Raw genomic sequence first — 26,115 nt, forward strand, 5'->3', positions numbered from 1 at the left:
ATAAAAATACTGTCCCGTTATTTCGGTTTGTGCCAGCCATACCGGTTGATTGCTGGTTTTGGCCCAAACACGGTGCAGATAGCTGTAAAAACGTGCCCTATCCGCGCGGAACGCCATAACCGGCAGCGCCAAAATGCCCACAAGCATAGCCAGCGTGCGCCGCAGCAGGATGTAAGACAGTGAGTATGGGGTGTAATCAGACATAAAATTCTCCTCAGCGCCCAGTCTTACGTTCTCGTTTATTGCCGGCGAACAGTGACTGGAAAGATTAATAGTTCGTAAATTACACAAATTTTATCGTAGTCGATGTAATTTTACTACTGATCAGACCACTTTTTTGCTGATAAAAAGCACAATCCGACCCCTTCTTGGTAATAAAGTTACAATCTTGTTAAAAAACCACCCAAGCTACGTTAATAGCTCACTTTACCGCCATTTTTATACAATTTTTACACCCCATCCCCCCTTCTTTTCAGGTTCTTTATGAGCCGATATTTACACTCGTTTAACTGGCTATAAAACCAAAATCATCCCCAAAATCCTTGGCGCTGCGGCAAAGCGGCAATCGCGTAAACGGCAATGTGCTTACTCAGTAAGTAATTTGAGTTAACGAAGGTAGATTGCGCAGCGGCAACGCCAAGGGTGGAGGGGAAGCAAACTAAGGGGTGGGTTGTGAATACTGGGGTAATCATCGGCGGACTTTTGGTCCTTTTGCTGCTCGGCTATTTGGTCTATGCCCTGCTTAATGCGGAGGATTTTTAAATGGCTGCTTCAGCATTTCTCATGATTGCCAGCTTTATGCTGGTGCTACTGCTGATATCTCATCCGCTGGGCAAGTTTATGGCCAGCCTTATTGAAGGTGAAATTGGTCCGAGAATTAGTGGCTTCGAACGTCGGATATTAGGATTGGCCGGTACGTCTGCTTCAGAAATGAACTGGAAACAGTACGCAATAGCCATTCTTACTTTTAACGTGCTGGGGATTGTCCTGCTGATGGCGATTCTGCTGTTGCAGGGCGTACTTCCTTGGAACCCGCAGCATTTTGCCAGTCTCTCATGGGATTTGGCGTTTAACACAGCGGTTAGCTTTGTCTCTAACACCAACTGGCAGGCCTACAGCGGCGAAAGTTCGCTGAGCTATTTCAGCCAGATGGTGGGTCTGACGGTGCAAAACTTCCTGTCGGCGGCAACGGGTATTGCGGTGGCCTTTGTGCTGATCCGCGCCTTTGCGCGTACTTCCGCCAAAACGTTGGGCAACGCCTGGACTGACCTGGTGCGCATTACGCTGTATCTATTACTGCCTATCTCTCTACTGCTGGCACTGTACTTCGTCAGTCAGGGCGTGCTGCAGAACATGGAAGCCTATCAGCACGTCACCACGCTGGAAGGTTTGCAGCAAGTCCTGCCGATGGGTCCGGTAGCTTCTCAAGAGTCAATAAAAATGCTTGGCACCAATGGCGGTGGATTCTTCGGTGCGAACTCTGCGCATCCGTTTGAAAACCCGACGGCGATGACCGACATGGTGCAGATGCTGCTGATTTTCCTTATCCCTTGTGCGCTGTGCTTCTCTTTTGGCCGCGTCGTGGGCGACAACCGTCAGGGCCACGCGCTGCTGTGGACGATGTCACTGATTTTTGTGGTGTCGGTAGTGATTGTGATGGCCGCTGAACTGCAAGGTAACCCGCACTTCACCGCCCTCGGTGCCACCAGCAACTTTAATATGGAAGGTAAAGAAACTCGCTTTGGCATTCTGGCCTCCAGCATGTTTAGCGTGGTGACAACGGCGGCGTCCTGCGGTGCGGTGAACGCCATGCTCGACTCCTTCACGGCTATCGGCGGCATGATCCCGCTATGGCTGATGCAGATTGGCGAAGTGGTGTTTGGCGGCGTGGGGTCAGGTCTTTACGGCATGCTGCTGTTCGTGCTGCTGACGGTGTTCATTGCCGGGCTGATGATTGGTCGTACACCGGAATATCTCGGTAAAAAGATTGACGTCTACGACATGAAAATGACCGCTCTGGCGATTCTGGTTACCCCAACGCTGGTCCTGCTGGGTACCGCACTGGCACTGGTTAGCCCTGCTGGACTGGCAGCTATCGCCAACCCTGGCGCACACGGATTTACCGAGGTGCTGTACGCCTACTCATCGGCGGCCAACAACAACGGTAGCGCCTTTGGTGGCCTCAGCGTTAACACGCCGTTTTATAACCTGACGCTGGCCTTCACCATGTTCTTCGGGCGTTTCGGGGTGATTCTGCCGGTGCTGGCAATTGCCGGTTCGCTGGTGGCGAAAAAACGTCAGCCTGCGGGCAACGGAACTTTACCGACCGCAGGTCCGCTGTTTATCGGTCTGCTGATCGGCACCATCCTGCTGGTCGGCGCACTGACCTTTGTTCCAGCGCTGGCGCTGGGTCCGGTAGCTGAGCATTTACAAGTGTGGCTGGCGAAGTAATCCCAGGCAACTTTGCATAACTAGACGGTTAAGAGAGAAGACGATGACTCGCAAACAACGTGCCCTGTTTGAACCAAGGCTAATCCGCACCGCAATATTTGATGCGGTGAAAAAACTGGATCCGCGCGTTCAATGGCGTAACCCGGTAATGTTCGTGGTGTATTTGGGCAGTATATTAACCACCCTGATCTGGCTGGCTATTTTGATGGGCAAAACCACCGGTAGCGCAGGATTCACCGGCAGCGTGTCGCTGTGGCTGTGGTTTACCGTACTGTTCGCCAACTTTGCCGAAGCCTTGGCTGAAGGACGCAGCAAGGCACAGGCAGAAAGCCTGAAAGGCATACAGAAAATCAGCTGGGCGAAAAAGCTTTATGAAGCACGCCCAGATTCACCCCCGATTAAAGTCTCTGCCGACAGCTTGCGTAAAGGCGACTACGTGCTGATTGAGGCCGGTGATACCGTGCCCTGTGACGGCGAAGTCCTGATAGGCGGCGCATCGGTTGACGAAAGTGCTATCACCGGTGAATCAGCACCGGTTATTCGTGAATCCGGCGGCGACTTCTCGTCCGTCACCGGCGGTACGCGCGTGCTTTCAGACTGGCTGATCGTTGAGTGTAGCGTTAACCCGGGTGAAACCTTCCTTGACCGGATGATCGCCATGGTGGAAGGCGCAAAACGTCGCAAAACCCCTAACGAGGTCGCGCTGACGATTCTGCTGGTTGCGCTGACGTTAGTTTTTGTGCTGGCAACGTTTACGCTCTATCCGTTCTCGCTGTTCAGCGTTGACGCCAGCCATGCCGGTACGCCGGTGACGGTAACGGTGTTGGTTGCGCTGCTGGTATGTCTTATTCCAACCACTATCGGTGGCCTGCTTTCAGCCATCGGTGTGGCGGGTATGAGCCGCATGCTGGAGGCAAATGTTATCGCCACCAGCGGCCGTGCGGTAGAAGCAGCGGGTGATATTGACGTGCTGCTGCTGGATAAAACCGGCACCATCACACTCGGCAACCGTCAGGCGGCGCAGTTTTTACCAGCTCCACAGGTTAGCGAGCAGGAGCTGGCCGACGCGGCGCAGCTTTCGTCTTTGGCGGATGAAACCCCTGAAGGCCGCAGCATCGTGGTGCTGGCCAAACAGCGCTTTAACCTGCGCGAACGTGATCTTCACTCGCTGAACGCCACCTTTGTGCCCTTCTCGGCGCAAACGCGCATGAGCGGCGTGAACGTCGGTGACCGTATTATTCGCAAAGGCGCGGTGGACGCCATTCGTCGCCACGTTGAATCAAATCATGGGCACTTCCCTCCGGCGGTAGAAGGCCTGGTTGAAAGCGTTGCCCGTAAAGGCGGCACACCGCTGGTGGTGTCAGAGGGTGGACGCGTATTAGGCGTGGTTGAACTGAAAGACATCGTTAAAGGCGGCATTAAAGAGCGCTTTGGCGAGCTGCGCAAAATGGGCATTAAAACGGTAATGATCACCGGCGATAACCGCCTGACAGCGGCCGCCATTGCCGCCGAAGCCGGCGTTGATGACTTCCTGTCAGAAGCCACACCCGAGGCCAAACTGGCGCTGATCCGTCAGTATCAGTCAGAGGGTCGTTTGGTTGCGATGACCGGTGACGGTACTAACGACGCCCCTGCCCTCGCGCAGGCAGACGTCGCCGTTGCGATGAACTCAGGGACTCAGGCTGCCAAAGAAGCGGGCAACATGGTCGATTTAGACTCTAACCCGACCAAGCTGATTGAGGTCGTGCACATCGGTAAACAGATGCTGATGACGCGGGGTTCACTGACCACCTTCAGTATCGCCAACGATGTGGCGAAGTATTTTGCCATCATTCCGGCGGCGTTTGCGGCGACTTATCCGCAGCTCAACGCGCTGAACGTGATGCATCTGCACTCGCCGTCTTCGGCAATCATGTCGGCGGTTATTTTTAACGCACTGGTGATTGTGTTCCTGATCCCGCTGGCGCTGCGCGGCGTCAGCTACAAACCAATGAGTGCAGCTTCACTATTGCGCCGTAACCTGTGGGTTTACGGAGTGGGTGGTCTGGTTGTGCCTTTCATCGGGATCAAAATTATCGACGTGATCCTTACCGTGATGAACCTGGGCTAATGGTCTTAAAAGTAAGAAGGAAGTTAAAATGACTACTGCAACTCGTCACAGCTATGTTCGCCCATCACTGGTGCTGTTGGGCCTGTTTACCTTGATAACCGGCGTGGCGTATCCAATGCTGACCACCGGACTGTCTGACGTGGTGTTTCGCTCGCAGGCGCAGGGTTCAATCATTTTTGAAGCCGGAAAACCGGTAGGTTCAGCGCTGATTGGGCAGAACTTTACCCGCAAAGATTATTTTTGGGGGCGCCCTTCCGCCACCTCGGATAGCGCCTATAATCCGTTGGCGTCCTCCGGCAGCAATCTTGCGGTCAGCAATCCGGCACTGGATAAAGCCGTGGCTGACCATGTGGCAGCACTGCGTGCGGCAAACCCTCAAAGTTCGCCGCAGGTTCCGGTAGACCTGGTCACCGCATCCGCCAGCGGATTGGATCCACATATTTCAGTGGCAGCCGCGCGCTGGCAGGCACAGCGCGTAGCAGCAGCCAGAAAGCTGCCGCAGGATCAGGTTGATGAATTGATCACACAAAATACCTCCTCACCGCTGTTGAGTTTCATCGGTGACCCGGTAGTTAATGTGCTGCAATTGAACTTGGCACTCGATAAGCTGACTCAATAACCCTTAATTAAACAATAACAGGGCAAACGCATGGTAGATGAAGACGGTCAACGGCCTGATCCCGACAGCCTGTTGGCGCTGGCCAACGAAAAGCCGCGCGGCCAGTTAAAAATCTTCTTCGGCGCCTGTGCTGGCGTAGGTAAAACCTACGCCATGCTGCAGGAGGCGCAGCGGCTTCGCGCCACAGGATTAGACGTGGTTATCGGCGTTGTCGAAACCCACGGTCGCAAAGAGACCCAGGCCATGCTGCCTGGGCTCGACATTTTAACCCCTAAACGAATCACCCATCGCGGCAGGCAGGTCACCGAGTTTGACCTCGATGCCGCCCTAGCCCGCCATCCCGGTCTTATCCTGATGGATGAGCTGGCGCACAGCAATGTCATCGGCTCGCGCCATCCAAAACGCTGGCAGGACGTGGAGGAGCTGCTGGATGCCGGCATCGACGTTTTTACCACCGTTAACGTTCAGCACATCGAAAGCCTCAATGACGTGGTCAGCGGCGTAACCGGCATTATTATTCGTGAAACCGTGCCGGATCACATGTTCGATCAGGCCGATGAAGTGGTGCTGGTCGATTTACCGCCCGATGATCTCCGCCAGCGCCTGAAAGAGGGGAAAGTGTATATTCCCGGTCAGGCAGAGCGGGCGATTGAGCACTTCTTTCGCAAGGGCAACCTGATTGCACTGCGCGAGCTTTCACTGCGACGTACCGCCGATCGCGTTGACGACCAAATGCGCGAGTTTCGCGATACCCAGAGCAAGGAGCGCATTTGGCACACTCGCGATGCGCTGCTGCTGTGCGTGGGTCACGGCAGCGGCAACGAGAAACTGGTGCGCGTTGCCGCACGCCTTGCCGCACGTTTAGGCTGTATTTGGCACGCGATATATGTTGAAACGCCTCGCCTGCATCGCCTGCCGGAGGGCCAGCGGCGCAGTATTTTACGCGCCCTGAAGCTGGCACAGGAGTTGGGGGCAGAAACCGCTACACTGTCGGACCCAAAAGAAGAGCAGGCCATACTGCGCTACACCCGCGAGCATCATTTGGGCAAAGTAGTGATGGGCCGTCGCAATGAACGGCGTTATAAATGGGGCGCGACCATTACCGAACGGCTGGCGAAAATCGGCCCCGAGCTCGACCTGCTAATCGTCAGCCTTGAAGAAACGGCACCGGTCAGCCCGCGTAAAGACCTCGACAACCGCACCTTCACCGAACGCTTTAGCCGCCAGTTGCAAGGCTGCGCAGTGGCGGTGGCGCTTTGCGCGTTCATCACCTTTATTTCGGAGTTTCTTTACCCCTATTTCGATCCCGCTAACCTGATCATGGTCTATCTGCTCGGCGTGGTGATAACCGCGCTGTTCTATGGCCGCTGGCCATCAGTACTGGCAGCGGTGATAAACGTCGCCAGCTTTGATCTGTTTTTGGTACAACCGCGCGGCTCGTTTGCCGTCACCGATGCGCAATATCTACTGACTTTTGCGGTGATGCTTACCGTCGGCATACTGATCGGGAATCTCACCGCCGGGGTTCGTTACCAGGCGCGCATTGCCCGCCATCGCGAAAAGCGGGCGCAGTATCTTTATGAAATGTCGAAAGCATTGAGCAAGGCAATGACGCCTGAAGCCGTGGCGCAAACTGGTCGGCATTTTATTTCGTCCACCCTGCGGGCAAAAACGGCGATGATGTTGCCGCATTATAATGCCGATGCGGAAGGGACGCTGAACCTGCATCAGGCAGAGAGTGAAGCGGGACAAGATATTGCCGTAGACTTGGCCATTGCCCGCTGGAGTTTTGACAAGCAATCTCCGGCCGGTGCAGGCACTGACACCCTGCCGGGCGTGCCCTATCAACTGCTGCCACTGGTGGCCTCGGGTAAATCCCTAGGTCTGCTGGCGGTGGAGCCGGCAAATATTCGCCAGTTGATGGTCCCCGAGCAGCAGCGACTGTTGCAAACTTTTACCGTGCTTATCGCCAATGCGCTTGAACGCCTGCATTTGTCGGCGTCGGCAGAGAGGGCGCGCCTGGATACAGAACGCGAAAAGCTACGTAACTCGCTGCTGGCCGCCCTCTCCCACGACCTGCGAACCCCGCTCACGGTGCTGTTTGGCCAGGCTGAAATTCTGACGCTGGATTTGGCCAGCGAAGGGTCGGTTTATGCCCCCCAAGCTAATCAGATCCGCCAGCAGGTGTTAAGTACTACGCGCTTGGTTAATAACCTACTAGACATGGCGCGCATTCAGTCCGGCGGTTTTAATTTACGTAAAGAGTGGCAATCAGTAGAGGAGATTATTGGTAGCGCATTGCGCATGCTGGAGCCGCTGCTGAGTACTCATGAAGTGATTGTCGACCTGCCGGACGAACTGCTGCTGGTCAACTGCGACGCCAGCCTGATTGAAAGGGTGTTTATCAACCTATTGGAAAATGCCCATAAGTACGCCGGTATGCAGGCAAAAATCACCCTTAAAGCCCGAGCCAAAGGCGAACTGCTGGAGGTTGATGTCTCAGACAACGGGCCGGGAATTATCGCCGGCGGTGAACGGCGCATCTTCGAAAAGTTCTCTCGGGGAAATAAAGAGTCGGCAATTCCCGGTGTGGGCTTGGGTCTCGCCATTTGTCATGCCATTATTGAGGTACACGATGGCAAAATATGGGCGCAAAACAGTCCTCAAGGCGGCGCGACGTTCTGTTTTACGCTGCCTTTGGAGAAACTGCCGTCAATCGATCCCACTGATTTCGAGAGCGAGAACCCGTGAGCATACCCCCAACTCATATTTTGATAGTTGAAGATGAAAAAGAGATCCGACGCTTTGTTCGCACGGCGCTGGAGGGGGAAGGTATGAAAGTTTTTGAGAGCGAAACGCTGCAGCGAGGACTGATCGAAGCCGGTACCCGCAAGCCGGACCTGATTATTCTCGATCTCGGCCTGCCGGACGGCGACGGACTGGACTACATTCGCGATTTGCGTCACTGGAGCAGCATCCCCATTATTGTGCTGTCTGCACGCACCAGCGAAGAAGACAAAATAGCGGCGCTGGATGCTGGAGCAGATGATTTTCTGACCAAACCTTTCGGCGTTGGCGAACTGCTGGCGCGCGTGCGCGTCTCGCTGCGTCGTCATGCCGGTGGCCAACAGGAAAGCCCGCTAGTCAGTTTTGCCGATGTGACTGTTGATTTGGTCAATCGGCGCGTGCAGCGCAATAGCGTAGACCTCCATCTCACGCCGATTGAGTTCCGTCTGCTGGCCGAACTGCTGGCAAACAGCGGTAAAGTACTGACTCAACGGCAATTGCTCAGCCACGTGTGGGGACCCAACTACGTCGAACACAGTCATTATTTACGCATTTATATGGGCCATCTGCGGCAAAAGCTTGAGCAAGACGCGACCCGCCCGCGCCATTTACTGACTGAAACAGGCGTGGGCTATCGCTTTATGCCCTGACAGCGGCGGGTTACTCTCCGCTTTTATCCGCCTCGTTTTCAGGCTGTGCCGCAAGCTCTGCATCAATCGCGGCAAACTCGGCTTCAATAATCTCTACGGCTTTCAGCAAGGTAGCATTCACCCGCGTGACCTGCTCAGGGCTAAGGTCGTCGCGCATGAAATTCCCACGTAAAACGTTGCGCAGGCGGTTCATGCTGTCTGAAATTCCTTCGGCCAGATTGCCCCCGCGACCTCGGCGCTTTTCACTTCTCGCCAGTCGGGCAAAAATGGCATCTACTACGGCCTGATACTTGGTCAGTTCAGTCTGTCCGGCGGCGGTAAGCTGATAACTTTTACGTCCTTTATCAGACACCTGCGGTTCCAGGAAATCCTGTTCTTCCAGCAGTGTGAGTGTCGGATAAATCACTCCTGGGCTTGGCACGTACAGACCCGATGATGCCTCTTCAATGGCTTTGATCAGCTCATAGCCGTGGCTCGGCTTTTTAGCCACCAGCGCCAGCAGCACCAGACGCAGATCGCCGTGCTCAAACAGACGACGTACTTTTTCACCGCGCCCGCCATCCCGACGTGAATGTCGACCGCCGTGCTCTCCCCTTTCATGACGATCGCCATGCCCTTCCCCCATTGCGGCATGGCGTCCACCGCGATGACGACCGGCGAACTCTGCGCGTTCATCTCTTTCCGCGCCGTGATGACAGACTCTTTCTTCATGACCGCGATGGCGGCCGCCCATAAATTTACCAAACATAAGCACCTCTCGATTTAGATATATCGAAAACTTTCGATATATCTAAAGTAGATCACTTTTAACTCACTGACAAGCGTTAGCGTGCATTTAGATATATCTTTTTATCGCGACTGTATGACTAAAAAAAAGACATAAAAAAAGCACTGAATAAACAGTGCTTTAATTGAGCATTGAAAAACGTTCGGGATTTATTTAGCGTCGGCTAATACTTTGCTGACGATATCCACGGCTTCTTTTTCGATCTTTTCGCGGTGTTCTGCGCCCAGGAAGCTTTCACAGTAGATCTTGTAAGCTTCTTCGGTACCAGAAGGACGTGCCGCGAACCAACCGTTTTTGGTCATCACTTTCAAACCGCCAATAGAAGCCCCGTTGCCAGGTGCTTTGGTTAGACGGTCGGTGATCGGGTCGCCCGCCAGCGTGTCGGCCTTGACCTGCTCTGGGGAGAGCTTGGACAGTGCGGCTTTTTGCGCGTGGGTTGCAGGTGCCTGAATACGGTTATAGCTCGGCGCACCAAAGCGCGCGGCCAGTTCATCATAGTGCTGCTGCGGGTTTTTACCGGTCACGGCGGTGATTTCGGCCGCCAGCAGGCACATAATGATGCCGTCTTTATCTGTCGACCACGGCGTGCCGTCGAAACGCAGGAACGAGGCACCGGCGCTTTCTTCGCCGCCGAAACCGAAGCTGCCATCAAACAGGCCGTCAACGAACCATTTAAAGCCAACGGGAACTTCAACCAGTTTACGCCCTAAATCGGCCACAACGCGGTCAATCATCGCGCTGGAAACCAGCGTTTTACCGACGGCGACATCAGCGCCCCACTGTGGACGATGCTGGAACAGATAATTGATAGCAACGGCAAGATAGTGGTTAGGATTCATCAGACCCGCAGGGGTCACAATGCCGTGGCGGTCATAGTCAGGGTCGTTGGCAAATGCCAGAGCGAACTTGTCTTTTAGCGCCAGCAGACCGCCCATGGCATACTCGGACGAGCAGTCCATGCGAATAACGCCGTCGTGGTCGAGATGCATGAAACGGAAAGTCTGATCGACAGAGTCATTAACCAGCGTCAGGTCCAGCTTGTAATGTTCAGCAATGCGCTTCCAGTACTCGATACCTGACCCGCCCAGCGGATCAACGCCGAGTTTCAGACCCGCTTTTTGAATAGCAGCCATGTCCACGATATCGGCCAGACCTTCGACGTACGCCTGCACCAGGTCCTGCTCGCTGAGGTGGCCACTGTGCCAGGCTTTATCGAGCGACTGACGTTTGACGCCTTTCAGACCGTCAGCAATCAGCACGTTAGCGCGCTTTTCAATGACTGAGGTCAGATCGGTATCAGCCGGTCCGCCGTTGGTTGGGTTATATTTGATCCCGCCGTCTTCCGGTGGATTGTGCGACGGGGTAATCACGATGCCGTCGGCCAATGCGCTGGATTTTTTGTTATGAGTCAGAATCGCGTGCGAAACCGCTGGAGTCGGGGTGAAGCCGTTGTCCTGCTGCACGATGACGTCGACGCCGTTGGCGGTCAGCACTTCAAGTACGGAAATAAATGCCGGTTCAGACAACGCATGGGTGTCTTTACCCACGTAGCATGGACCCGTGGTGCCCTGCTCTTTGCGCACTTCGGCGATAGCCTGGGCAATCGCTAAAATGTGTGATTCGTTGAAGCTGTGGCGTCCGGCGCTACCGCGATGGCCAGAGGTGCCAAATTTTACCGCATGGGCGCTGTTGGCCGAGTCTGGCTGCAGCACATAGTACTGCGACGTAAGTTGTGCAACGTTAATCAAATCGCTTTGCTGAGCAGGTTGCCCTGCACGGGGGTTGTTAGCCACTGGCATTTCTCCCTAATGCTTTTTTAAAGAGTGCCGCAAACTTTATCGGTCAGTTCGGCGGGGAACTGCATCAACTGCATGATGTGTTCGATCATGCTGCGTTTACGGCCTGTGTTGGTATTGGTAATGACCCAATAAGGTGTACCTGGTACATGCTTTGGCTTGGTATGAATACCGTTTTGCAGCAACGTTTGCTGGTCGCCGGCAAAATATGTGCGAGTACGTCCGCGTAAAGTATCAGTCGCAACCGCAAATTCTTTAGGATCAAGCGTATATAAGGTCGTCAGAATTAACATAAAACGGTTCACCGCTTTAGTTTGTTCGGCATACTCATCAGACAGCATGAGTTCACGAACGGCACGCACGCGATCGCGCGGTGTATTAGCGGCTACCGCGGTTTTTTCTGCGGGCGCTGCGCTGGCTGCGGCGGGAGCCTGCACTTCCTGGCCGGCAGAGAATTTCAGCATCCGCCGCAAAATGTCTGATGCACTCTCACCGATATGCTGCGTATGGCTCGCGATATAGCGGTAAAGCTCTTCATCAACCTCAATCGTTTTCATCTTTATCCAGTACTGTTTTTCTACTTAATTTATTCAAAGGATTATACAAATTAAACTGCGCAAACAAAAAGGCGAATTCACCTTAATATTCAAAAAGCAGACAAAACCTCATATCCAACTCTTACCCGGCGCGTGCATTGCTTTATCCCACTCAGGTATCTGAAAGAAAATCTTCCGTGACTCATGATAACCTAATGAGATCCTTACCAGTAATAAATGTCTAACGGACCCTGCGATGAAATTACATTATCGACTGCAACAATCTGAATCTTCTGACACTTCGGCATTGCCTGTTCTGCTTATTCACGGCTTGTTCGGTACGCTGGATAATCTGGGCGTGCTGGCACGTGACCTGAGACAACAGCATAGTGTGCTTCAGGTGGATTTGCGTAATCACGGACTCTCGGACCGCGCCGATGTTATGACCTACCGCGCCATGGCCGAAGATTTACTCGACACGCTTGACGATGTGGGCATCGATAAAGCGCTGGTGATTGGCCACTCTATGGGCGCCAAGGCCGCGATGGCACTGACGGCGGTCGCACCTGACAGAGTTGAAAAGCTGGTCGCCATTGACATGGCCCCGGTTGACTATGCCACGCGCCGTCACGACGAGATTTTTGCCGCACTCAACGCCGTAAGCGCGGCAGGTATCAAAGACCGTACGGCGGCCGCACAGTGTATGCAGGCCATTATAAAGGAAGACGGCGTTGCCCAGTTTCTGTTGAAGTCATTTCAACAGGGCGAATGGCGCTTCAACGTGGCGGTATTGTTAAAGGAATATGCCAATATTATTGGCTGGGCCGAGGTGCCTGCCTGGCCGCATCCGGCACTGTTTATTCGCGGCGGGCTCTCTAATTACATACAGGACAGCTACCGCGATGCGATTATGCGCCAGTTTCCACAGGCCAGAGCACACGTTGTGGCGGGCAGCGGACACTGGGTGCACGCAGAGAAGCCTGAAGCAGTTCTGCGCGCCATTCATCGCTTCATTGATGAACAATGAGTGCGCAACACTCACTAAAATTCACCTCCCCTGCGCGCAACTGTTCAAAAAAACCGCTAATCATAATAACTTAGCGTGTAATTAGGGGCAGTTAGGCGTTGTGGAGGGATATACGCTAGGGTATGATTGCGCGCTGTAATTTTGCCCCTGCGCCGAGTCAGTTATCTCCCGCGTTTGAGGTAAATTGGGTTAGGGTTTATTAGCCCGAAATGTGTTAACCACTTCATCTGAAAAGGGCTTAGCCGCTTTTCGATGTAACTTCCCTAGTTGTACCGCTACCTATGGCAAAAGAACAACTGGATCGCACGACGCTTGATCTGTTCGCAGACGATCGCCGTCCGGGACGTCCAAAAACAAATCCGCTTTCTCGCGATGAACAGCTTAGGATTAACAAGCGTAATCAGCTTCGCCGTGATAAAAACAACGGTTTACGTCGCGTTGAGCTGAAAATTAATGCCGAAGCTGTGGATGCACTCAATAAGCTGGCGGAACAGCAAAATATCAGTCGCAGCGAGCTGATTGAGCAGATGCTGCTGTCTCATCTGAACAATCAGGAAAGTTAGTCATCGTTTGTGATGCGGGCGGGTAACCCTAGCGGTTATCCGCCGTTGCGTTTCTCCGTCTTTCCGCAAGTGCAAGAACACACAAAGGCGATAACGCTCGCCTGAAATGCCCGTTAGACTGTAGGGCATTAGAATTAGGGTCGTATTAAAACCGTGCTGCATCAATTAGAGTTGGGATGAGAATATGTTCTCAGCCCGTCGAGTTTGCTATTATCTTGCGCAAACTGAATCGCATGCCGCGGACGAAAAAGCAGACTCGATGAGTCTATTGAAGAACAAGAGGTTAGATAAGCTTATGGCAGTAGTAGGTATCTTCTTTGGTTCCGACACCGGAAACACCGAAAACATCGCAAAAATGATCCAGAAGCAGTTGGGTAAAGATGTTGCTGACGTGCAGGACATCGCAAAAAGCAGCAAAGAAGATCTGGAAAAATACGATATTCTGCTGCTTGGCATCCCAACCTGGTACTACGGTGAAGCACAGTGTGACTGGGACGACTTTTTCCCAACGCTGGAAGAGATAGATTTTGAAGGTAAACTGGTTGCGCTGTTTGGCTGTGGCGATCAGGAAGACTACGCCGAGTACTTCTGTGACGCGATGGGCACAGTTCGCGATATTATCGAACCACGCGGCGCAGTGATTGTTGGCCATTGGTCAACCGAAGGTTACGGTTACGAAGCGTCTAAAGGCATGGCGGATGATACTCACTTCATCGGTCTGGCCATCGACGAAGACCGTCAACCTGAGCTGACAAACGAACGTGTCGACGCCTGGGTTAAGCAAATTAGCGAAGAATTAAGCCTTTCAGAGATAATCGGCTAATCCCACACAAAGGCTAAGGCCCTGAATCGTTGAGGTTAAACGCGAAAGGGCCAAACTATCACTGAAATTAACAATTTAACGTCTACAAAATTGTAACTTTCAGCTGTATCAAGGTACACTTACATTATCTGTTTTTATCGTTTTGGCTTTTTTATCGCCCGTTTGAAGGGTGCAAACGATGTTTGTGAACAGCCCACCGTTTTCATTAACGTGATTAGCATAGTGACAGGACTAAATCCGCATGACTGACAACAACACCGCACTGAAGAAAGCCGGCTTAAAAGTCACGCTTCCGCGCCTGAAAATCCTGGAAGTGTTGCAAGCTCCGGCAGGTCATCACGTCAGTGCGGAAGATTTGTACAAAGAACTGATTGATATGGGTGAAGAGATTGGTCTTGCCACGGTTTACCGTGTTTTGAACCAGTTTGACGACGCCGGCATTGTTACCCGCCACAATTTTGAAGGCGGCAAGTCAGTATTTGAACTGACTCAGCAACATCACCACGACCATTTGATCTGCCTCGACTGCGGCCGCGTTATTGAGTTTCGCGACGAATATATCGAAGGCCGTCAGCGTGAGATTGCCAAAGCACACGGTATTAAACTCACTAACCACAGTCTTTATCTTTACGGCCATTGCGAACTTGGCAACTGTATCGAAGATGAAACACTGCACGGTAAAGGCTAATACTTTGCCCCAGCGTTGTCGCTGAGAAATAAAAAGTACTTGCCTATAAAATGACCGCTGAAAAGCGGTTTTTTTATGCCTGGAATTTGATGCGTGGGAATTGGGGATTAGCACAGTAGATCCCCCACTCGTAGAGCCGGGGATCTCACGCTTATTGATCAAACGACTGGCTTACTTTCCCAGTTGTCACGCAGCCCGACGGTGCGGTTAAACACCAGGTGCTCGGCGCTGGAGTATGTACTGTCGGCGCAGAAATACCCTTCACGCTCAAACTGCAAGCTCACCGCGGCCTGTGCGTTAACCATGCTCGGTTCAACAAACCCGTTGGCAATCACCAAAGACTCTGGATTAATAGTGGTCAGGAAATCTTCTGCCTGAGCCGGGTTAGCGACGCTGAACAGCCGGTCATAGAGACGGAACTCGGCCGGTTTGCCTTCGCTCGCAGACACCCAGTGGATCACGCCTTTGACTTTACGGCCGTCTGCTGGGTCTTTACTTAAAGTATCAATGTCATAGCTACAGAAGATGGTAGTGACGTTTCCTTCGGCATCTTTCTCGATGCGTTCGGCTTTAATCACATAGGCATTGCGCAAACGCACTTCTTTGCCCAGAACCAGACGCTTGTACTGCTTGTTGGCTTCTTCACGGAAATCAGCCTGATCGATAAAGATTTCAGCGGTAAACGGCACATCACGCGAGCCCATTTCTGGCTTACTCGGATGATTTGGCATTTTTACCCACTGAACAGCTTCACCGGTAAAGTTCTCAATAACCACTTTAACCGGATTGATCACCGCCATCGCACGCGGCGCGTTTTCGTTGAGGTCGTCACGAATGCAAGACTCCAGCGCAGCCATTTCAACGTTGTTATCCTGCTTAGTCACACCGATACGACGGCAGAACTCGCGAATTGACGCCGAGGTATAACCACGACGACGCAGGCCGGATACTGTTGGCATACGTGGGTCATCCCAACCTTCTACAATCTTGTCGGTCACCAGCAGGTTCAGCTTGCGCTTGGACATGATGGAATATTCAAGATTCAGGCGTGAGAACTCGTACTGACGCGGATGACAGGCAATGCTGATGTTGTCGAGCACCCAGTCATACAGACGGCGGTTGTCCTGGAACTCCAGCGTACACAGCGAGTGGGTGATCCCTTCCAGCGCATCGGAAATGCAGTGGGTGAAATCGTACATCGGATAGATGCACCACTTGGTGCCGGTCTGGTGGTGATCGGCAAACTTGATGCGATACAGCACCGGATCACGCATCACGAAAAATGGCGACGCCATATCAATTTTTGCGCGCAGGCACGCGGTGCCCTCGGCAAACTCGCCGTTGCGCATTTTGGCAAACAAGTCCAGGTTCTCTTGCACAGTGCGATCGCGGAACGGGCTGTTTTTACCCGGAGCAGTCAGATTACCGCGATATTCACGGATCTGATCCGGAGACAGCTCGTCAACGTAGGCCAGGCCTTTTTCAATCAGCTCAACGGCATAGTGGTGCAGTTGATCAAAATAGTCGGAAGAGTAATGAACCTCACCGCTCCACTCGAAACCCAGCCACTGAACGTCTTTTTTAATAGACTCGACGAATTCGATATCTTCTTTCACCGGGTTGGTATCATCAAAACGCAGGTTGCATTGGCCCTGATAGTCTTGCGCGATACCAAAGTTCAGGCAGATCGATTTTGCGTGGCCAATGTGTAAATAACCATTTGGCTCAGGCGGGAAACGGGTCACGACAGAAGCGTGTTTCCCCGATGCCAGATCTTCATCAATAATCTGACGGATAAAATTTGTTGGGCGGGCTTCAGCCTCACTCATTGTTCATTTCCTCTACGCGAACGAAAGCTCGAAAGACTAACCGCATATGTTCCAACAAGCCACGCTGGGAAACAACCCTTATGTGCCAAAATTGAATTTTATAATAAAAAAACGGGAAGAGATTGCTCTCTTCCCGCCACGATGCCTAACTCAAGCCGATTTTTTTTAACAATACTGAGATTATTTGGACTGGATCTCGTAAAGTTTGCTTTCGCCCGCGACCACAGTCTCTCCCGCCAACAGCGCAATGCCTGCGTAATCTTCCATGTTACTGACTACAACCGGGCTTATCATTGAACGCGCATTGCCGTTCAGATAGTCCAGGTCTAGCTCCAGTACCGGCTGACCCACGATCACCGTTGCCCCTTCTTCAACCAAGCGAGTAAAGCCTTGGCCGTTCAGTGCAACGGTATCAAGCCCGATATGCACCACAACTTCAGCACCGGATTCGGTTTCCAGGCAGAATGCATGGTTGGTATTAAAGAATTTCACGATAACACCGTTGGCCGGAGCAACCACTGTTTTGCTCGTCGGGCGTATAGCCAGTCCTTCACCCACCGCGCCGCTGGCAAAGGCTTCGTCAGGCACCTGCGCCAAGGCAACCACTTCACCGGTAATCGGTGATATCAAGGTTTCAAGTACGACCTTAGGTGTATTGGGCACAGCCTGAGGTTTAACGTCAGCCACTGGCGCAGCCGTTGGTGCTGCCGTTGCTGCCGCTATCGGACCGGTCGCAATCACCGTACGCATCGCAGCAGCAATGCTTTCGGCACGCGTGCCAACAATCACCTGCACAGTTTGTTTGTTCAGACGGATAACACCCGATGCACCCAGACGTTTTGCCAGCACGTCGTTAACCTGCGCAGAGTCTTTAACGTTCAGTCGCAGACGCGTGATACACGCGTCAATGCCTTTGAGATTATCCGAGCCGCCCAGCGCGCTGACATAGCTTAATGCGAGTTGGCTCATTCCTTCTTCCGTGTTGCTGTTTGTTTCCTGAGCGCCCGTTTCTGCAACGTCGTCTTCACGTCCCGGCGTTTTCAGATTGAACGCGCGAATAATCACGGTGAACAACACGAAGTAGACGATGAAGAATATCACCCCCATCACCAGCAACATCCACACGTTTTTGCTCGCGGCCGGCAGGTTGTACATCAGCGCATAGTCGATGGCGCCCGCTGAGAAGGAGAAGCCAGCATGGATGCCAAGAGCCGTGGCAATATACAGACTTATCCCAGTCAAAATGGCGTGAACTAAATACAGCAGCGGAGCCAGGAACATGAACAGGAATTCGAGCGGCTCGGTCACGCCGGTCAGAAACGCAGTCAGTGCCACCGACAGCAGCATACCGCCGACTAATGGACGACGCTCTTTAGGAGCAGCGAAGTACATGGCAAACGCAGCGCCCGGCAAACCAAACATCATGATCGGGAAGAAGCCGGACATAAACATCCCAGCGGTGCCGTCACCCGCATAGAAGCGGTTGATGTCGCCGTGGAAGACAGTGCCCGCCGCGTTGGTGAAGTCACCAATCTGGAACCATGCGATGGTGTTAAGAACCTGATGCAGACCCGTAGGGATAAGCAAACGGTTAACGAAGCCGAAGATGCCTGCACCGAATGCGCCAGCGCCCACGATCCACTCACCACCGGCGCGGATAGCATCCTGAACAGGAGGCCATACGTAACCGAATATAGCGGCCAGAATCAGACAGAAAAATCCGGTTGCGATAGGAACAAAACGTTTGCCACCGAAGAAACTGAGGAAGTCAGGCAGTTTGATATCAGACCAGCGGTTGTAAACCATACCGCCAACCAGGCCGGTGATGATCCCTGCTAACACACCCATATTCACTGCTGGGTTGATGGTGATCATTGCTTTAGTCAGAATGAAATAACCAATACCCCCTGCCAAAGCTGCCGCACCGGCGCTGTCTTTTGACCAGCTTGATGCCACACCAATGGCGAAAATCAATGCGAGGTTATCGAAAATACCGCCACCGGCCTGTGCGATGAACGGCATGTTGAGAAGGTCAGGCTGACCGAAACGCAGCAGGAGTGCGGCGACCGGCAGTACGGCTATCGGCAGCTGAAGTGCTCTGCCTAAACGCTGAAAGAATCCAAGTATATTCAATTTTTCCCCCTATTCGCCCTCGGGCGAATCACCAAAGTAGTTTAATTAGTATGTTGTACTACCTGTTGTAAAACGGCTTAAAACCTGACTCACCAACGTCATACTGCGGAGTGTAAAAAAATTAATTCGTATCGCAAATTAAAACCTCATTATTTGTGATTTTTATCACCAAAAAAGGGTCTTAACAAGCCATAATGCTAGTCAACACCCAAAACTTATTTTATCATTAAAAAAATCTAGGCGGCACGATACCAATCATGGGTATTATTAAGCGCGCTTTTAACTCAATGCGGGTCGCGCCAGAAACGTTTAAATTCTTTACCCAGCGCCATGGCGAAGGGTATACACAGTATATTCGGTTCTAAAAACTTAAGAGGTGTACGATGAGACTTATTCCACTGAATACTCCAGCAGAAGTCGGCAAATGGGCTGCGCGCCATATTGTTCAACGCATTACGGCTTTCAAACCTACTGCCGATCGTCCATTTGTTCTCGGTCTGCCAACCGGCGGCACCCCTCTCGAAGCTTACAAACATCTTGTTGCCATGCATAAAGCGGGCCAGGTCAGCTTCGAAAATGTGGTAACTTTCAACATGGATGAATATGTTGGGCTGCCACAGGAACATCCAGAAAGTTATCATACCTTCATGCACCGTAATTTCTTTGATCACGTTGATATTAAGAAGGAAAACATAAACCTCTTAAACGGTAATGCTCCAGATGTTGACGAAGAGTGCCGCCAGTACGAAGCAAAAATTAAGTCCTACGGTAAAATAAATCTGTTCATGGGCGGCGTTGGCAACGACGGCCATATCGCTTTCAACGAACCGGCCTCCTCGCTGGCATCGCGCACCCGCATTAAAACGCTGACCCACGAAACCCGAATCGCCAACTCGCGCTTCTTCGACAACGACGTTTCTCAGGTGCCTAAATTTGCCCTGACCGTTGGCGTAGGCACGCTGCTTGATGCGGAAGAAGTGATGATTCTGGTCATTGGCCATGCTAAAGCGCAGGCGCTTGAAGCCGCGGTCGAAGGAAATATCAATCATATGTGGACCATTAGCTGCCTACAGTTGCATGCTAAAGCCGTCGTCGTATGCGACGAGCCGTCTACCATGGAATTAAAAGTAAAAACGGTTAAATATTTCACCGAGCTTGAAGCAGAAAACGTGAAAGGCCTGTAATTTTTTGGATTTTTTAATCGAATAACGTATTTCTTCTGAGTCATTGACGTCGCAACGAGGCGAATAACGCAGTCGCGGCGTCAAAAAAGAACGAAGGGGAAAGGAGGGGAAGAGATGTTTGCACTGATTAACGGTCGGATATATACCGGCCATGATATTCTGGATAATCACGCGGTGGTGATTGCTGATGGACTCATTGACCGAGTGTGTCCGGTTGAAGACCTCCCGGCAAACATAGTCACGCGCAGTCTGGAAGGCGCATTCCTTGCCCCAGGATTCATCGACCTCCAGCTTAACGGCTGCGGCGGCGTGCAGTTCAATGATTCGCTGGAAGCCATTAGTGTCGAAACGCTCGAAATCATGCAGAAGGCCAATGAAAAATCCGGCTGCACCAGCTATCTGCCGACCCTGATAACCAGCAGCGACGCGTTTATGAAGCACGGTATTCAGGTCATGCGCGACTATTTGGCTAAATATCCGAACCAGGCGCTGGGTCTGCATCTTGAAGGCCCTTACCTGAGTCTCGAGAAAAAAGGGACGCATAATCCGGCGTTTATTCGCAAACCCGATGCTGCCATGATCGACTTCATCTGCGCTAACGCCGACGTAGTGACCAAAGTCACGCTGGCGCCAGAGCAGGTTGAGAGTCACTTTATTCGCCAGCTCAGCGATGCGGGCATTATCGTTTCTGCCGGTCACTCTAACTCGAGTTACGAGCAGGCGCGCGAGGGTTTTGCAGCCGGTATTACCTTTGCCACCCACTTATATAACGCCATGCCACCGATTTCAGGTCGTCAACCCGGGTTGATGGGCGCGATATTTGATACTGCAGAAGTCTATACCGGTATTATCGTTGATGGGCATCATGTGGCCTGGCCGAGTATCCGTAACGCCAAGAAACTCAAGGGTGATAAGCTGGTATTGGTGACCGATGCCACAGCGCCAGCGGGTGCGGACATAGAAGAGTTCATTTTTGCTGGTAAAACAATATACTATCGGGATGGGCTTTGTGTGGATGAAAACGGCACCCTCAGCGGTTCTGCGCTGACGATGATTCAGGCGGTACAAAACAGCGTTGAACACGTCGGGATTGCACTCGACGAGGCGATTCGCATGGCGACCCTTTACGCGGCGCGTGCTATTGGCGTTGAAAAAACGCTGGGCAGCATCGAAGCGGGTAAAGTGGCCAACCTCACCGCTTTCACTCACGACTTCAAAATAACAAAAACGCTCGTCAACGGTGACGAGGTGTAATCGCAGAGAGTAATGAATGAACACAGGCGGGCAGGCACAAATCGGTAACGTTGATCTGGTTAAGCAGTTAAACGGCGCTGCCGTTTATCGCCTGATTGACCAGCAAGGGCCCATTTCTCGAATTCAAATCGCAGAACTTAGCCAGCTTGCACCCGCCAGTGTGACCAAGATTTCTCGCCAACTGCTGGAACGAGGTCTGATTAAAGAGGTCGATCAACAAGCATCGACCGGCGGACGACGCGCAATTTCCATCATTACCGAAACGCGGCCGTTTCAAACCGTGGCGGTCCGTCTAGGCCGCAACGACGCCACTCTCACCCTTTACGATCTGAGTGCCAAACCGCTCGCTGAACAACATTATCCCCTGCCGGAACGTACGCAGGAGACGTTGGAAAACGCGTTGGTTTCTGCCATATCTCAATTTATCGAACTTAATCAACGCAAAATCCGCGAACTGATCGCCATTTCAGTGATCCTTCCGGGTCTGGTGGATCCCTTTAAAGGCGTCGTGCGCTATATGCCGCACATCAGCGTTCATAACTGGAAACTGGTCGATATTCTTGAAACAAAATTCAAAGTCACCAGCTTTGTGGGCCATGACATTCGCAGTCTGGCGCTGGCCGAGCACTACTTCGGTGCAACCCGCGACTGCCAGGACTCCATTTTAGTTCGTTTACACCGCGGTACAGGTGCCGGCATTCTGGTAAACGGCCAAATATTCCTTGGCAGTAACGGTAACGTGGGTGAAATTGGGCACATTCAGGTCGATCCGCTCGGCGAACGCTGCCACTGCGGTAATTTTGGCTGCCTTGAAACAATCGCCGCTAACTCAGCAATTGAAAACCGCGTGCGCAACCTACTCACGCAGGGTTATGCCAGTAAACTCTCTCTGGATGACTGCTCAATCAGCGCAATTTGCAAAGCCGCAAACCGCGGTGACCAGCTCGCCTGTGAAGTGATTGAGTACGTCGGACGCCATCTCGGAAAAAGTATCGCCATTGCCATCAACCTGTTTAATCCACAGAAAGTGGTGATTGCAGGCGAGATAACCGAGGCCGAGAAAGTGCTACTTCCGGCGCTGCAAAGCTGCATCAATACTCAGGTATTGAAAGATTTTCGTCGAAACCTGCCTATCGTGACTTCTGAACTGAATCATCGTTCAGCCATTGGTGCCTTTGCTCTGGTCAAGCGAGCGATGCTCAATGGCGTGCTGCTGCAACGCCTTTTGGAAAGTTCGGCGCATTAGGCTTCAAAAACGTTAATTCGATGCCCTCGCAGTCTTCAGGACTGCGGGTGTTTACCCGTTGCATAAATGATGCAAAAGTCTGGCCGTGAAAATAATAGGTTAACATGACAATTAAAAATGTAATTTGTGATATCGACGGCGTACTGCTGCATGACAACACGCCGGTTCCCGGTGCCGATCTTTTTCTGGCGCGCATTCAAGAACAAAAAATGCCGCTGGTGATCCTCACCAACTACCCGTCGCAGACGGCGCAAGACTTGTCCAATCGTTTTGCTTCGGCCGGATTAGATGTGCCCGAAAGCGCCTTCTTTACCTCCGCGATGGCGACCGCCGATTTCCTGAAACGTCAGGAAGGTAAAAAAGCCTACGTGATCGGCGAAGGTGCCTTGATCCACGAACTGTATAATGCCGGATTTACTATTACCGACATCAATCCTGATTTCGTTATCGTCGGCGAAACGCGGTCATATAACTGGGACATGATGCATAAAGCTGCCTACTTTGTTGCCAACGGTGCACGTTTTATTGCCACCAATCCTGACTATCATGGACACGGCTTTGTGCCAGCCTGCGGCGCGCTTTGTGCACCGATTGAAAAAATTACCGGCCGCAAGCCGTTCGTGGTCGGCAAGCCGAGTCCGTGGATAATCCGCTCGGCGCTTAATAAAATGCAGGCTCATTCTGAAGATACCGTGATCGTCGGCGACAACCTGCGCACGGATATTTTGGCCGGATTCCAGGCCGGGCTTGAAACGATTTTGGTGTTAACAGGCGTTTCAACGCTCAATGACGTTGAGAATATGCCGTTCCGCCCAAGCTATATTTATCCCTCGGTCGCCGATATCGACGTTATCTGACCGCTATCAATGAGTTTAAAAAGAACGCCCGCCCCTAAAGCGGGCGTTTTTCATAAATGATAATTTTCGCTGCACTTTTTTAGCGCACCCTGCCCCAACCTGCTATTTTTTGACGATTCATCAATTAAAGCCCCATAAAAATGATAATCCGCTAAGAAATGCAGAGTGCCAACCAACTATTTTTCAGACAAACGCTAAATTGCTTGCAAAGATTGCCGCTTTTACGCATTTTCATTATCAGAGACGCAGCGAAGTCCGCACTCATTTAAAGATTCGGCAACGCTGCCCAATAAACCTGGTAATGCACAACATCACCGCCTGAGAAAAAGCCGTAGGGAGAGTTATATGTGTTCTATATTTGGTGTGCTCGACATTAAAACCGATTCCGTCGAGCTGCGCAAAAAGGCGCTTGAGCTATCACGCTTGATGCGCCACCGTGGTCCAGACTGGTCTGGCGTTTATGCCAGCGACAAAGCAATTCTTTGTCACGAGCGTCTGTCGATTGTTGACGTCAACAACGGCGCGCAGCCTCTGTACAACGAAGCACAAACTCACGTTCTGGCGGTTAACGGCGAAATCTACAACCATCAGGCGCTGCGTGCAGCCCTTGGCGAAAGCTACACATTCCAGACCGAATCCGACTGCGAAGTTATCCTCGCGCTGTATCAGGAAAAAGGCCCGGCGTTCCTCGACGAACTACAGGGAATGTTTGCCTTCATCCTTTATGACACCGAAAAAGAGGCCTATTTGATTGGCCGTGACCATTTGGGCATTATCCCGCTTTACGTCGGGCACGACGAACACGGCAACATGTACGTGGCGTCAGAAATGAAATCACTGGTACCCGTTTGCCGCAGCATTAAAGAGTTCCCGGCCGGTAGCTACCTGTGGAGCAAAGACGGCGAAATCGTTGAATATTACCAGCGCGACTGGTTCGAATTCGACAATGTTAAAGACAACGTCACTGACAAAGTCGAGCTGAAAGAAGCGCTGGAAGAAGCGGTTAAGAGCCACCTGATGTCCGACGTGCCTTACGGCGTGCTGCTTTCTGGCGGTCTGGACTCTTCAATCATCTCTGCCGTGACCAAGAAATTTGCCGGACGCCGTATTGAAGACAAAGATCAAAGCGAGGCCTGGTGGCCACAGTTGCACTCCTTCGCCGTGGGCCTGGAAGGTTCACCCGACCTGCGTGCCGCGCAAGAAGTAGCAAACCATTTAGGCACCGTGCACCATGAAATCCATTTCACCGTGCAGGAAGGCCTCGACGCTATACGTGACGTGATTTATCACATCGAAACGTATGACGTGACCACCATTCGCGCGTCAACGCCAATGTACCTGATGTCGCGTAAAATCAAGGCGATGGGCATTAAAATGGTGTTGTCTGGCGAGGGTGCCGACGAAGTGTTTGGCGGCTATCTTTACTTCCATAAAGCGCCTAACGAGCTGGAGTTCCACGAAGAAACCGTACGTAAACTGCTGGCGCTGCACATGTATGACTGTGCGCGTGCCAACAAGGCAATGTCAGCATGGGGCGTGGAGGCACGCGTACCGTTCTTGGATAAAAAATTCCTCGACGTGGCGATGCGCATCAACCCAAAAGATAAAATGTGCGGCAACGGCAAAATGGAAAAACACATTCTGCGCGAATGTTTTGAGTCCTATCTGCCGAAAAGCGTGGCGTGGCGCCAGAAAGAGCAGTTCTCTGACGGCGTAGGCTATAGCTGGATTGATACCTTAAAAGAAGTAGCCGCGCAGCAGGTAACCGACCAACAGCTCGAAACTGCGCATTTCCGCTTCCCATATAACACCCCAACCTCAAAAGAGGGGTATTTGTATCGCACCGTATTCGAAGAGCTGTTCCCAATCCCAAGCGCAGCAGAATGCGTACCGGGTGGCCCAACGGTGGCCTGTTCTTCACCGAAAGCGGTCGAGTGGGACGAGTCATTTAAAAACATGAACGATCCGTCAGGTCGTGCCGTAGGCGTTCACGCATCCGCCTATAAATAAGCATCGAGTTATTAATCTAACGGGCCTCTTGAGGCCCGTTTTTTTATGTTTAAATTAATTGAAAATACTATCTTTTGTTGAATTTATCGCCGGAGTGGTCATAACCTACACAAATGGACCCTGTCCGGACTTTTTTGGCAAAAAACTTGTTGACGCAAAACGGCCATATACGCATAATGCGCCCCGCAACGCCGATGAAGGTTGAGCAGAAAGAATACGGCTACGTAGCTCAGTTGGTTAGAGCACATCACTCATAATGATGGGGTCACAGGTTCGAATCCCGTCGTAGCCACCATTTCTTTCATGTTTGCGGGAGTGGCGAAATTGGTAGACGCACTAGATTTAGGTTCTAGCGCCGCAAGGTGTGCGAGTTCAAGTCTCGCCTCCCGCACCATTTCACTCGGTTTGCACGGATGGGGTATCGCCAAGCGGTAAGGCACTGGTTTTTGATACCAGCATTCCCAGGTTCGAATCCTGGTACCCCAGCCAATTTTTTTCACGGTCTTGCTCTTCGGGCGACACGGTGAAAATAAAAAACAATTTGAAAGTACAAGGATGGGGTATCGCCAAGCGGTAAGGCACTGGTTTTTGATACCAGCATTCCCAGGTTCGAATCCTGGTACCCCAGCCAATTTTTTTCACGGTCTTGCTCTTCGGGCGACACGGTGAAAATAAAAAACAATTTGAAAGTGCACGGATGGGGTATCGCCAAGCGGTAAGGCACTGGTTTTTGATACCAGCATTCCCAGGTTCGAATCCTGGTAC

21 protein-coding genes and 4 tRNA genes are annotated in these 26,115 nt (G+C 52.1%); 19 read left to right on the forward strand and 6 right to left on the reverse strand.

Annotated elements, in window-relative coordinates:
• Positions 1 to 204: YbfA family protein (locus BS639_RS21710; protein ID WP_055777263.1), on the reverse strand; the 204-nt coding region annotated here is incomplete at its 3' end.
• Between the two features lie 468 nt (positions 205 to 672).
• On the opposite strand from BS639_RS21710, the gene BS639_RS21715 reads away from it, so the two are divergent.
• The 6 genes from BS639_RS21715 to kdpE are packed head-to-tail and all read left to right on the forward strand — an operon-like array spanning position 673 to position 8,617.
• Positions 673 to 762 carry a K(+)-transporting ATPase subunit F gene (locus BS639_RS21715; RefSeq protein ID WP_055777260.1) on the forward strand — a complete coding sequence of 30 codons (90 nt, stop codon included), beginning with the start codon at positions 673 to 675 and terminating at the stop codon, positions 760 to 762.
• Positions 763 to 2,451 (forward strand): potassium-transporting ATPase subunit KdpA, encoded by a 1,689-nt coding sequence (gene kdpA, locus BS639_RS21720; RefSeq protein WP_084984297.1) that lies wholly within the window; start codon positions 763 to 765, stop codon positions 2,449 to 2,451.
• Between the two features lie 43 nt (positions 2,452 to 2,494).
• Complete coding sequence (gene kdpB, locus BS639_RS21725; RefSeq protein WP_055777253.1) at positions 2,495 to 4,561, forward strand: potassium-transporting ATPase subunit KdpB; 2,067 nt, start codon at positions 2,495 to 2,497, stop codon at positions 4,559 to 4,561.
• A gap of 28 nt (positions 4,562 to 4,589) precedes the next feature.
• Positions 4,590 to 5,180, forward strand: coding sequence for a potassium-transporting ATPase subunit KdpC (kdpC, locus tag BS639_RS21730; protein WP_055777249.1), 591 nt, complete (start codon positions 4,590 to 4,592; stop codon positions 5,178 to 5,180).
• Positions 5,181 to 5,210: 30 nt separating this feature from the next.
• On the forward strand, positions 5,211 to 7,931 hold the full coding sequence (kdpD, locus tag BS639_RS21735; protein WP_055777247.1) for a two-component system sensor histidine kinase KdpD: 2,721 nt from the start codon (positions 5,211 to 5,213) through the stop codon (positions 7,929 to 7,931).
• Complete coding sequence (gene kdpE / locus BS639_RS21740; RefSeq protein ID WP_055777244.1) at positions 7,928 to 8,617, forward strand: two-component system response regulator KdpE; 690 nt, start codon at positions 7,928 to 7,930, stop codon at positions 8,615 to 8,617. The genes kdpD and kdpE overlap by 4 nt, the downstream gene beginning before the upstream one ends.
• Before the next feature lie 10 nt (positions 8,618 to 8,627).
• Here the strand turns inward: kdpE and BS639_RS21745 are convergent, their stop codons facing one another.
• From BS639_RS21745 to seqA, 3 genes are all read right to left on the reverse strand, one after another.
• Positions 8,628 to 9,365: a PadR family transcriptional regulator gene (locus BS639_RS21745; protein WP_084984298.1), complete on the reverse strand. Its 738-nt coding sequence runs from the start codon at positions 9,363 to 9,365 to the stop codon at positions 8,628 to 8,630.
• Positions 9,366 to 9,553: 188 nt separating this feature from the next.
• Positions 9,554 to 11,197, reverse strand: a complete 1,644-nt coding sequence (gene pgm, locus BS639_RS21750; protein WP_084984303.1) for a phosphoglucomutase (alpha-D-glucose-1,6-bisphosphate-dependent) — start codon at positions 11,195 to 11,197, stop codon at positions 9,554 to 9,556.
• Between the two features lie 23 nt (positions 11,198 to 11,220).
• Complete coding sequence (gene seqA / locus BS639_RS21755; protein WP_055777238.1) at positions 11,221 to 11,757, reverse strand: replication initiation negative regulator SeqA; 537 nt, start codon at positions 11,755 to 11,757, stop codon at positions 11,221 to 11,223.
• Between the two features lie 235 nt (positions 11,758 to 11,992).
• Here seqA and ybfF point away from each other — a divergent pair, with 235 nt between their 5' ends.
• The 4 genes from ybfF to fur all read left to right on the forward strand — a co-directional run bounded on the left by ybfF (position 11,993) and on the right by fur (position 14,837).
• Entirely contained in the window at positions 11,993 to 12,763 is a 771-nt protein-coding gene (gene ybfF / locus BS639_RS21760; RefSeq protein WP_084984299.1) for an esterase, read from the forward strand.
• 281 nt (positions 12,764 to 13,044) lie between these two features.
• The gene (gene ybfE / locus BS639_RS21765) at positions 13,045 to 13,326 is read left to right on the forward strand and encodes a LexA regulated protein (RefSeq protein ID WP_009636864.1); all 282 of its coding nucleotides are present in this window, start codon (positions 13,045 to 13,047) and stop codon (positions 13,324 to 13,326) included.
• 295 nt (positions 13,327 to 13,621) lie between these two features.
• Positions 13,622 to 14,149, forward strand: coding sequence for a flavodoxin FldA (fldA, locus tag BS639_RS21770; RefSeq protein WP_055777231.1), 528 nt, complete (start codon positions 13,622 to 13,624; stop codon positions 14,147 to 14,149).
• Between the two features lie 241 nt (positions 14,150 to 14,390).
• Entirely contained in the window at positions 14,391 to 14,837 is a 447-nt protein-coding gene (gene fur / locus BS639_RS21775; RefSeq protein ID WP_055777228.1) for a ferric iron uptake transcriptional regulator, read from the forward strand.
• 158 nt (positions 14,838 to 14,995) lie between these two features.
• Here the strand turns inward: fur and glnS are convergent, their stop codons facing one another.
• Together glnS and nagE are read right to left on the reverse strand one after the other, a co-directional pair.
• Positions 14,996 to 16,666 (reverse strand): glutamine--tRNA ligase, encoded by a 1,671-nt coding sequence (gene glnS, locus BS639_RS21780; protein ID WP_084984300.1) that lies wholly within the window; start codon positions 16,664 to 16,666, stop codon positions 14,996 to 14,998.
• A gap of 180 nt (positions 16,667 to 16,846) precedes the next feature.
• Complete coding sequence (nagE, locus tag BS639_RS21785) at positions 16,847 to 18,799, reverse strand: PTS N-acetyl glucosamine transporter subunit IIABC (RefSeq protein ID WP_084984301.1); 1,953 nt, start codon at positions 18,797 to 18,799, stop codon at positions 16,847 to 16,849.
• Positions 18,800 to 19,182: 383 nt separating this feature from the next.
• Here nagE and nagB point away from each other — a divergent pair, with 383 nt between their 5' ends.
• From nagB to BS639_RS21830, 9 genes are all read left to right on the forward strand, one after another.
• Positions 19,183 to 19,983 carry a glucosamine-6-phosphate deaminase gene (gene nagB / locus BS639_RS21790; protein WP_055777219.1) on the forward strand — a complete coding sequence of 267 codons (801 nt, stop codon included), beginning with the start codon at positions 19,183 to 19,185 and terminating at the stop codon, positions 19,981 to 19,983.
• A gap of 114 nt (positions 19,984 to 20,097) precedes the next feature.
• Complete coding sequence (nagA, locus tag BS639_RS21795; protein ID WP_084984302.1) at positions 20,098 to 21,237, forward strand: N-acetylglucosamine-6-phosphate deacetylase; 1,140 nt, start codon at positions 20,098 to 20,100, stop codon at positions 21,235 to 21,237.
• Positions 21,238 to 21,253: 16 nt separating this feature from the next.
• Complete coding sequence (gene nagC / locus BS639_RS21800) at positions 21,254 to 22,483, forward strand: DNA-binding transcriptional regulator NagC (RefSeq protein ID WP_055777213.1); 1,230 nt, start codon at positions 21,254 to 21,256, stop codon at positions 22,481 to 22,483.
• A 104-nt stretch (positions 22,484 to 22,587) separates the two neighbouring features.
• Entirely contained in the window at positions 22,588 to 23,340 is a 753-nt protein-coding gene (locus BS639_RS21805; RefSeq protein WP_055777210.1) for an HAD-IIA family hydrolase, read from the forward strand.
• A gap of 345 nt (positions 23,341 to 23,685) precedes the next feature.
• Complete coding sequence (gene asnB, locus BS639_RS21810; protein WP_055777207.1) at positions 23,686 to 25,350, forward strand: asparagine synthase B; 1,665 nt, start codon at positions 23,686 to 23,688, stop codon at positions 25,348 to 25,350.
• A gap of 218 nt (positions 25,351 to 25,568) precedes the next feature.
• Positions 25,569 to 25,645: transfer RNA gene (locus BS639_RS21815), tRNA-Met, on the forward strand.
• 14 nt (positions 25,646 to 25,659) lie between these two features.
• A tRNA-Leu gene (locus BS639_RS21820) sits at positions 25,660 to 25,744 on the forward strand.
• Positions 25,745 to 25,764: 20 nt separating this feature from the next.
• Positions 25,765 to 25,839, forward strand: a tRNA-Gln gene (locus BS639_RS21825).
• A gap of 67 nt (positions 25,840 to 25,906) precedes the next feature.
• Positions 25,907 to 25,981 (forward strand) — tRNA-Gln (locus BS639_RS21830).
• Positions 25,982 to 26,115: the final 134 nt, after the last annotated feature.

Source organism: Rouxiella silvae, assembly GCF_002093625.1.
GTDB lineage: Bacteria > Pseudomonadota > Gammaproteobacteria > Enterobacterales > Enterobacteriaceae > Rouxiella > Rouxiella silvae.

Coding starts and splice junctions, on each gene's coding strand:
- BS639_RS21805 (WP_055777210.1), top strand. CDS start 22,588: ATGACAATTAAAAATGTAATTTGTGATATCGACGGCGTACTGCTGCAT.
- nagC (WP_055777213.1), top strand. CDS start 21,254: ATGAACACAGGCGGGCAGGCACAAATCGGTAACGTTGATCTGGTTAAG.
- asnB (WP_055777207.1), top strand. CDS start 23,686: ATGTGTTCTATATTTGGTGTGCTCGACATTAAAACCGATTCCGTCGAG.
- fur (WP_055777228.1), top strand. CDS start 14,391: ATGACTGACAACAACACCGCACTGAAGAAAGCCGGCTTAAAAGTCACG.
- nagB (WP_055777219.1), top strand. CDS start 19,183: ATGAGACTTATTCCACTGAATACTCCAGCAGAAGTCGGCAAATGGGCT.
- nagA (WP_084984302.1), top strand. CDS start 20,098: ATGTTTGCACTGATTAACGGTCGGATATATACCGGCCATGATATTCTG.
- seqA (WP_055777238.1), bottom strand. CDS start 11,757: ATGAAAACGATTGAGGTTGATGAAGAGCTTTACCGCTATATCGCGAGC.
- ybfF (WP_084984299.1), top strand. CDS start 11,993: ATGAAATTACATTATCGACTGCAACAATCTGAATCTTCTGACACTTCG.
- BS639_RS21745 (WP_084984298.1), bottom strand. CDS start 9,365: ATGTTTGGTAAATTTATGGGCGGCCGCCATCGCGGTCATGAAGAAAGA.
- glnS (WP_084984300.1), bottom strand. CDS start 16,666: ATGAGTGAGGCTGAAGCCCGCCCAACAAATTTTATCCGTCAGATTATT.
- kdpB (WP_055777253.1), top strand. CDS start 2,495: ATGACTCGCAAACAACGTGCCCTGTTTGAACCAAGGCTAATCCGCACC.
- kdpA (WP_084984297.1), top strand. CDS start 763: ATGGCTGCTTCAGCATTTCTCATGATTGCCAGCTTTATGCTGGTGCTA.
- kdpD (WP_055777247.1), top strand. CDS start 5,211: ATGGTAGATGAAGACGGTCAACGGCCTGATCCCGACAGCCTGTTGGCG.
- fldA (WP_055777231.1), top strand. CDS start 13,622: ATGGCAGTAGTAGGTATCTTCTTTGGTTCCGACACCGGAAACACCGAA.
- kdpC (WP_055777249.1), top strand. CDS start 4,590: ATGACTACTGCAACTCGTCACAGCTATGTTCGCCCATCACTGGTGCTG.
- ybfE (WP_009636864.1), top strand. CDS start 13,045: ATGGCAAAAGAACAACTGGATCGCACGACGCTTGATCTGTTCGCAGAC.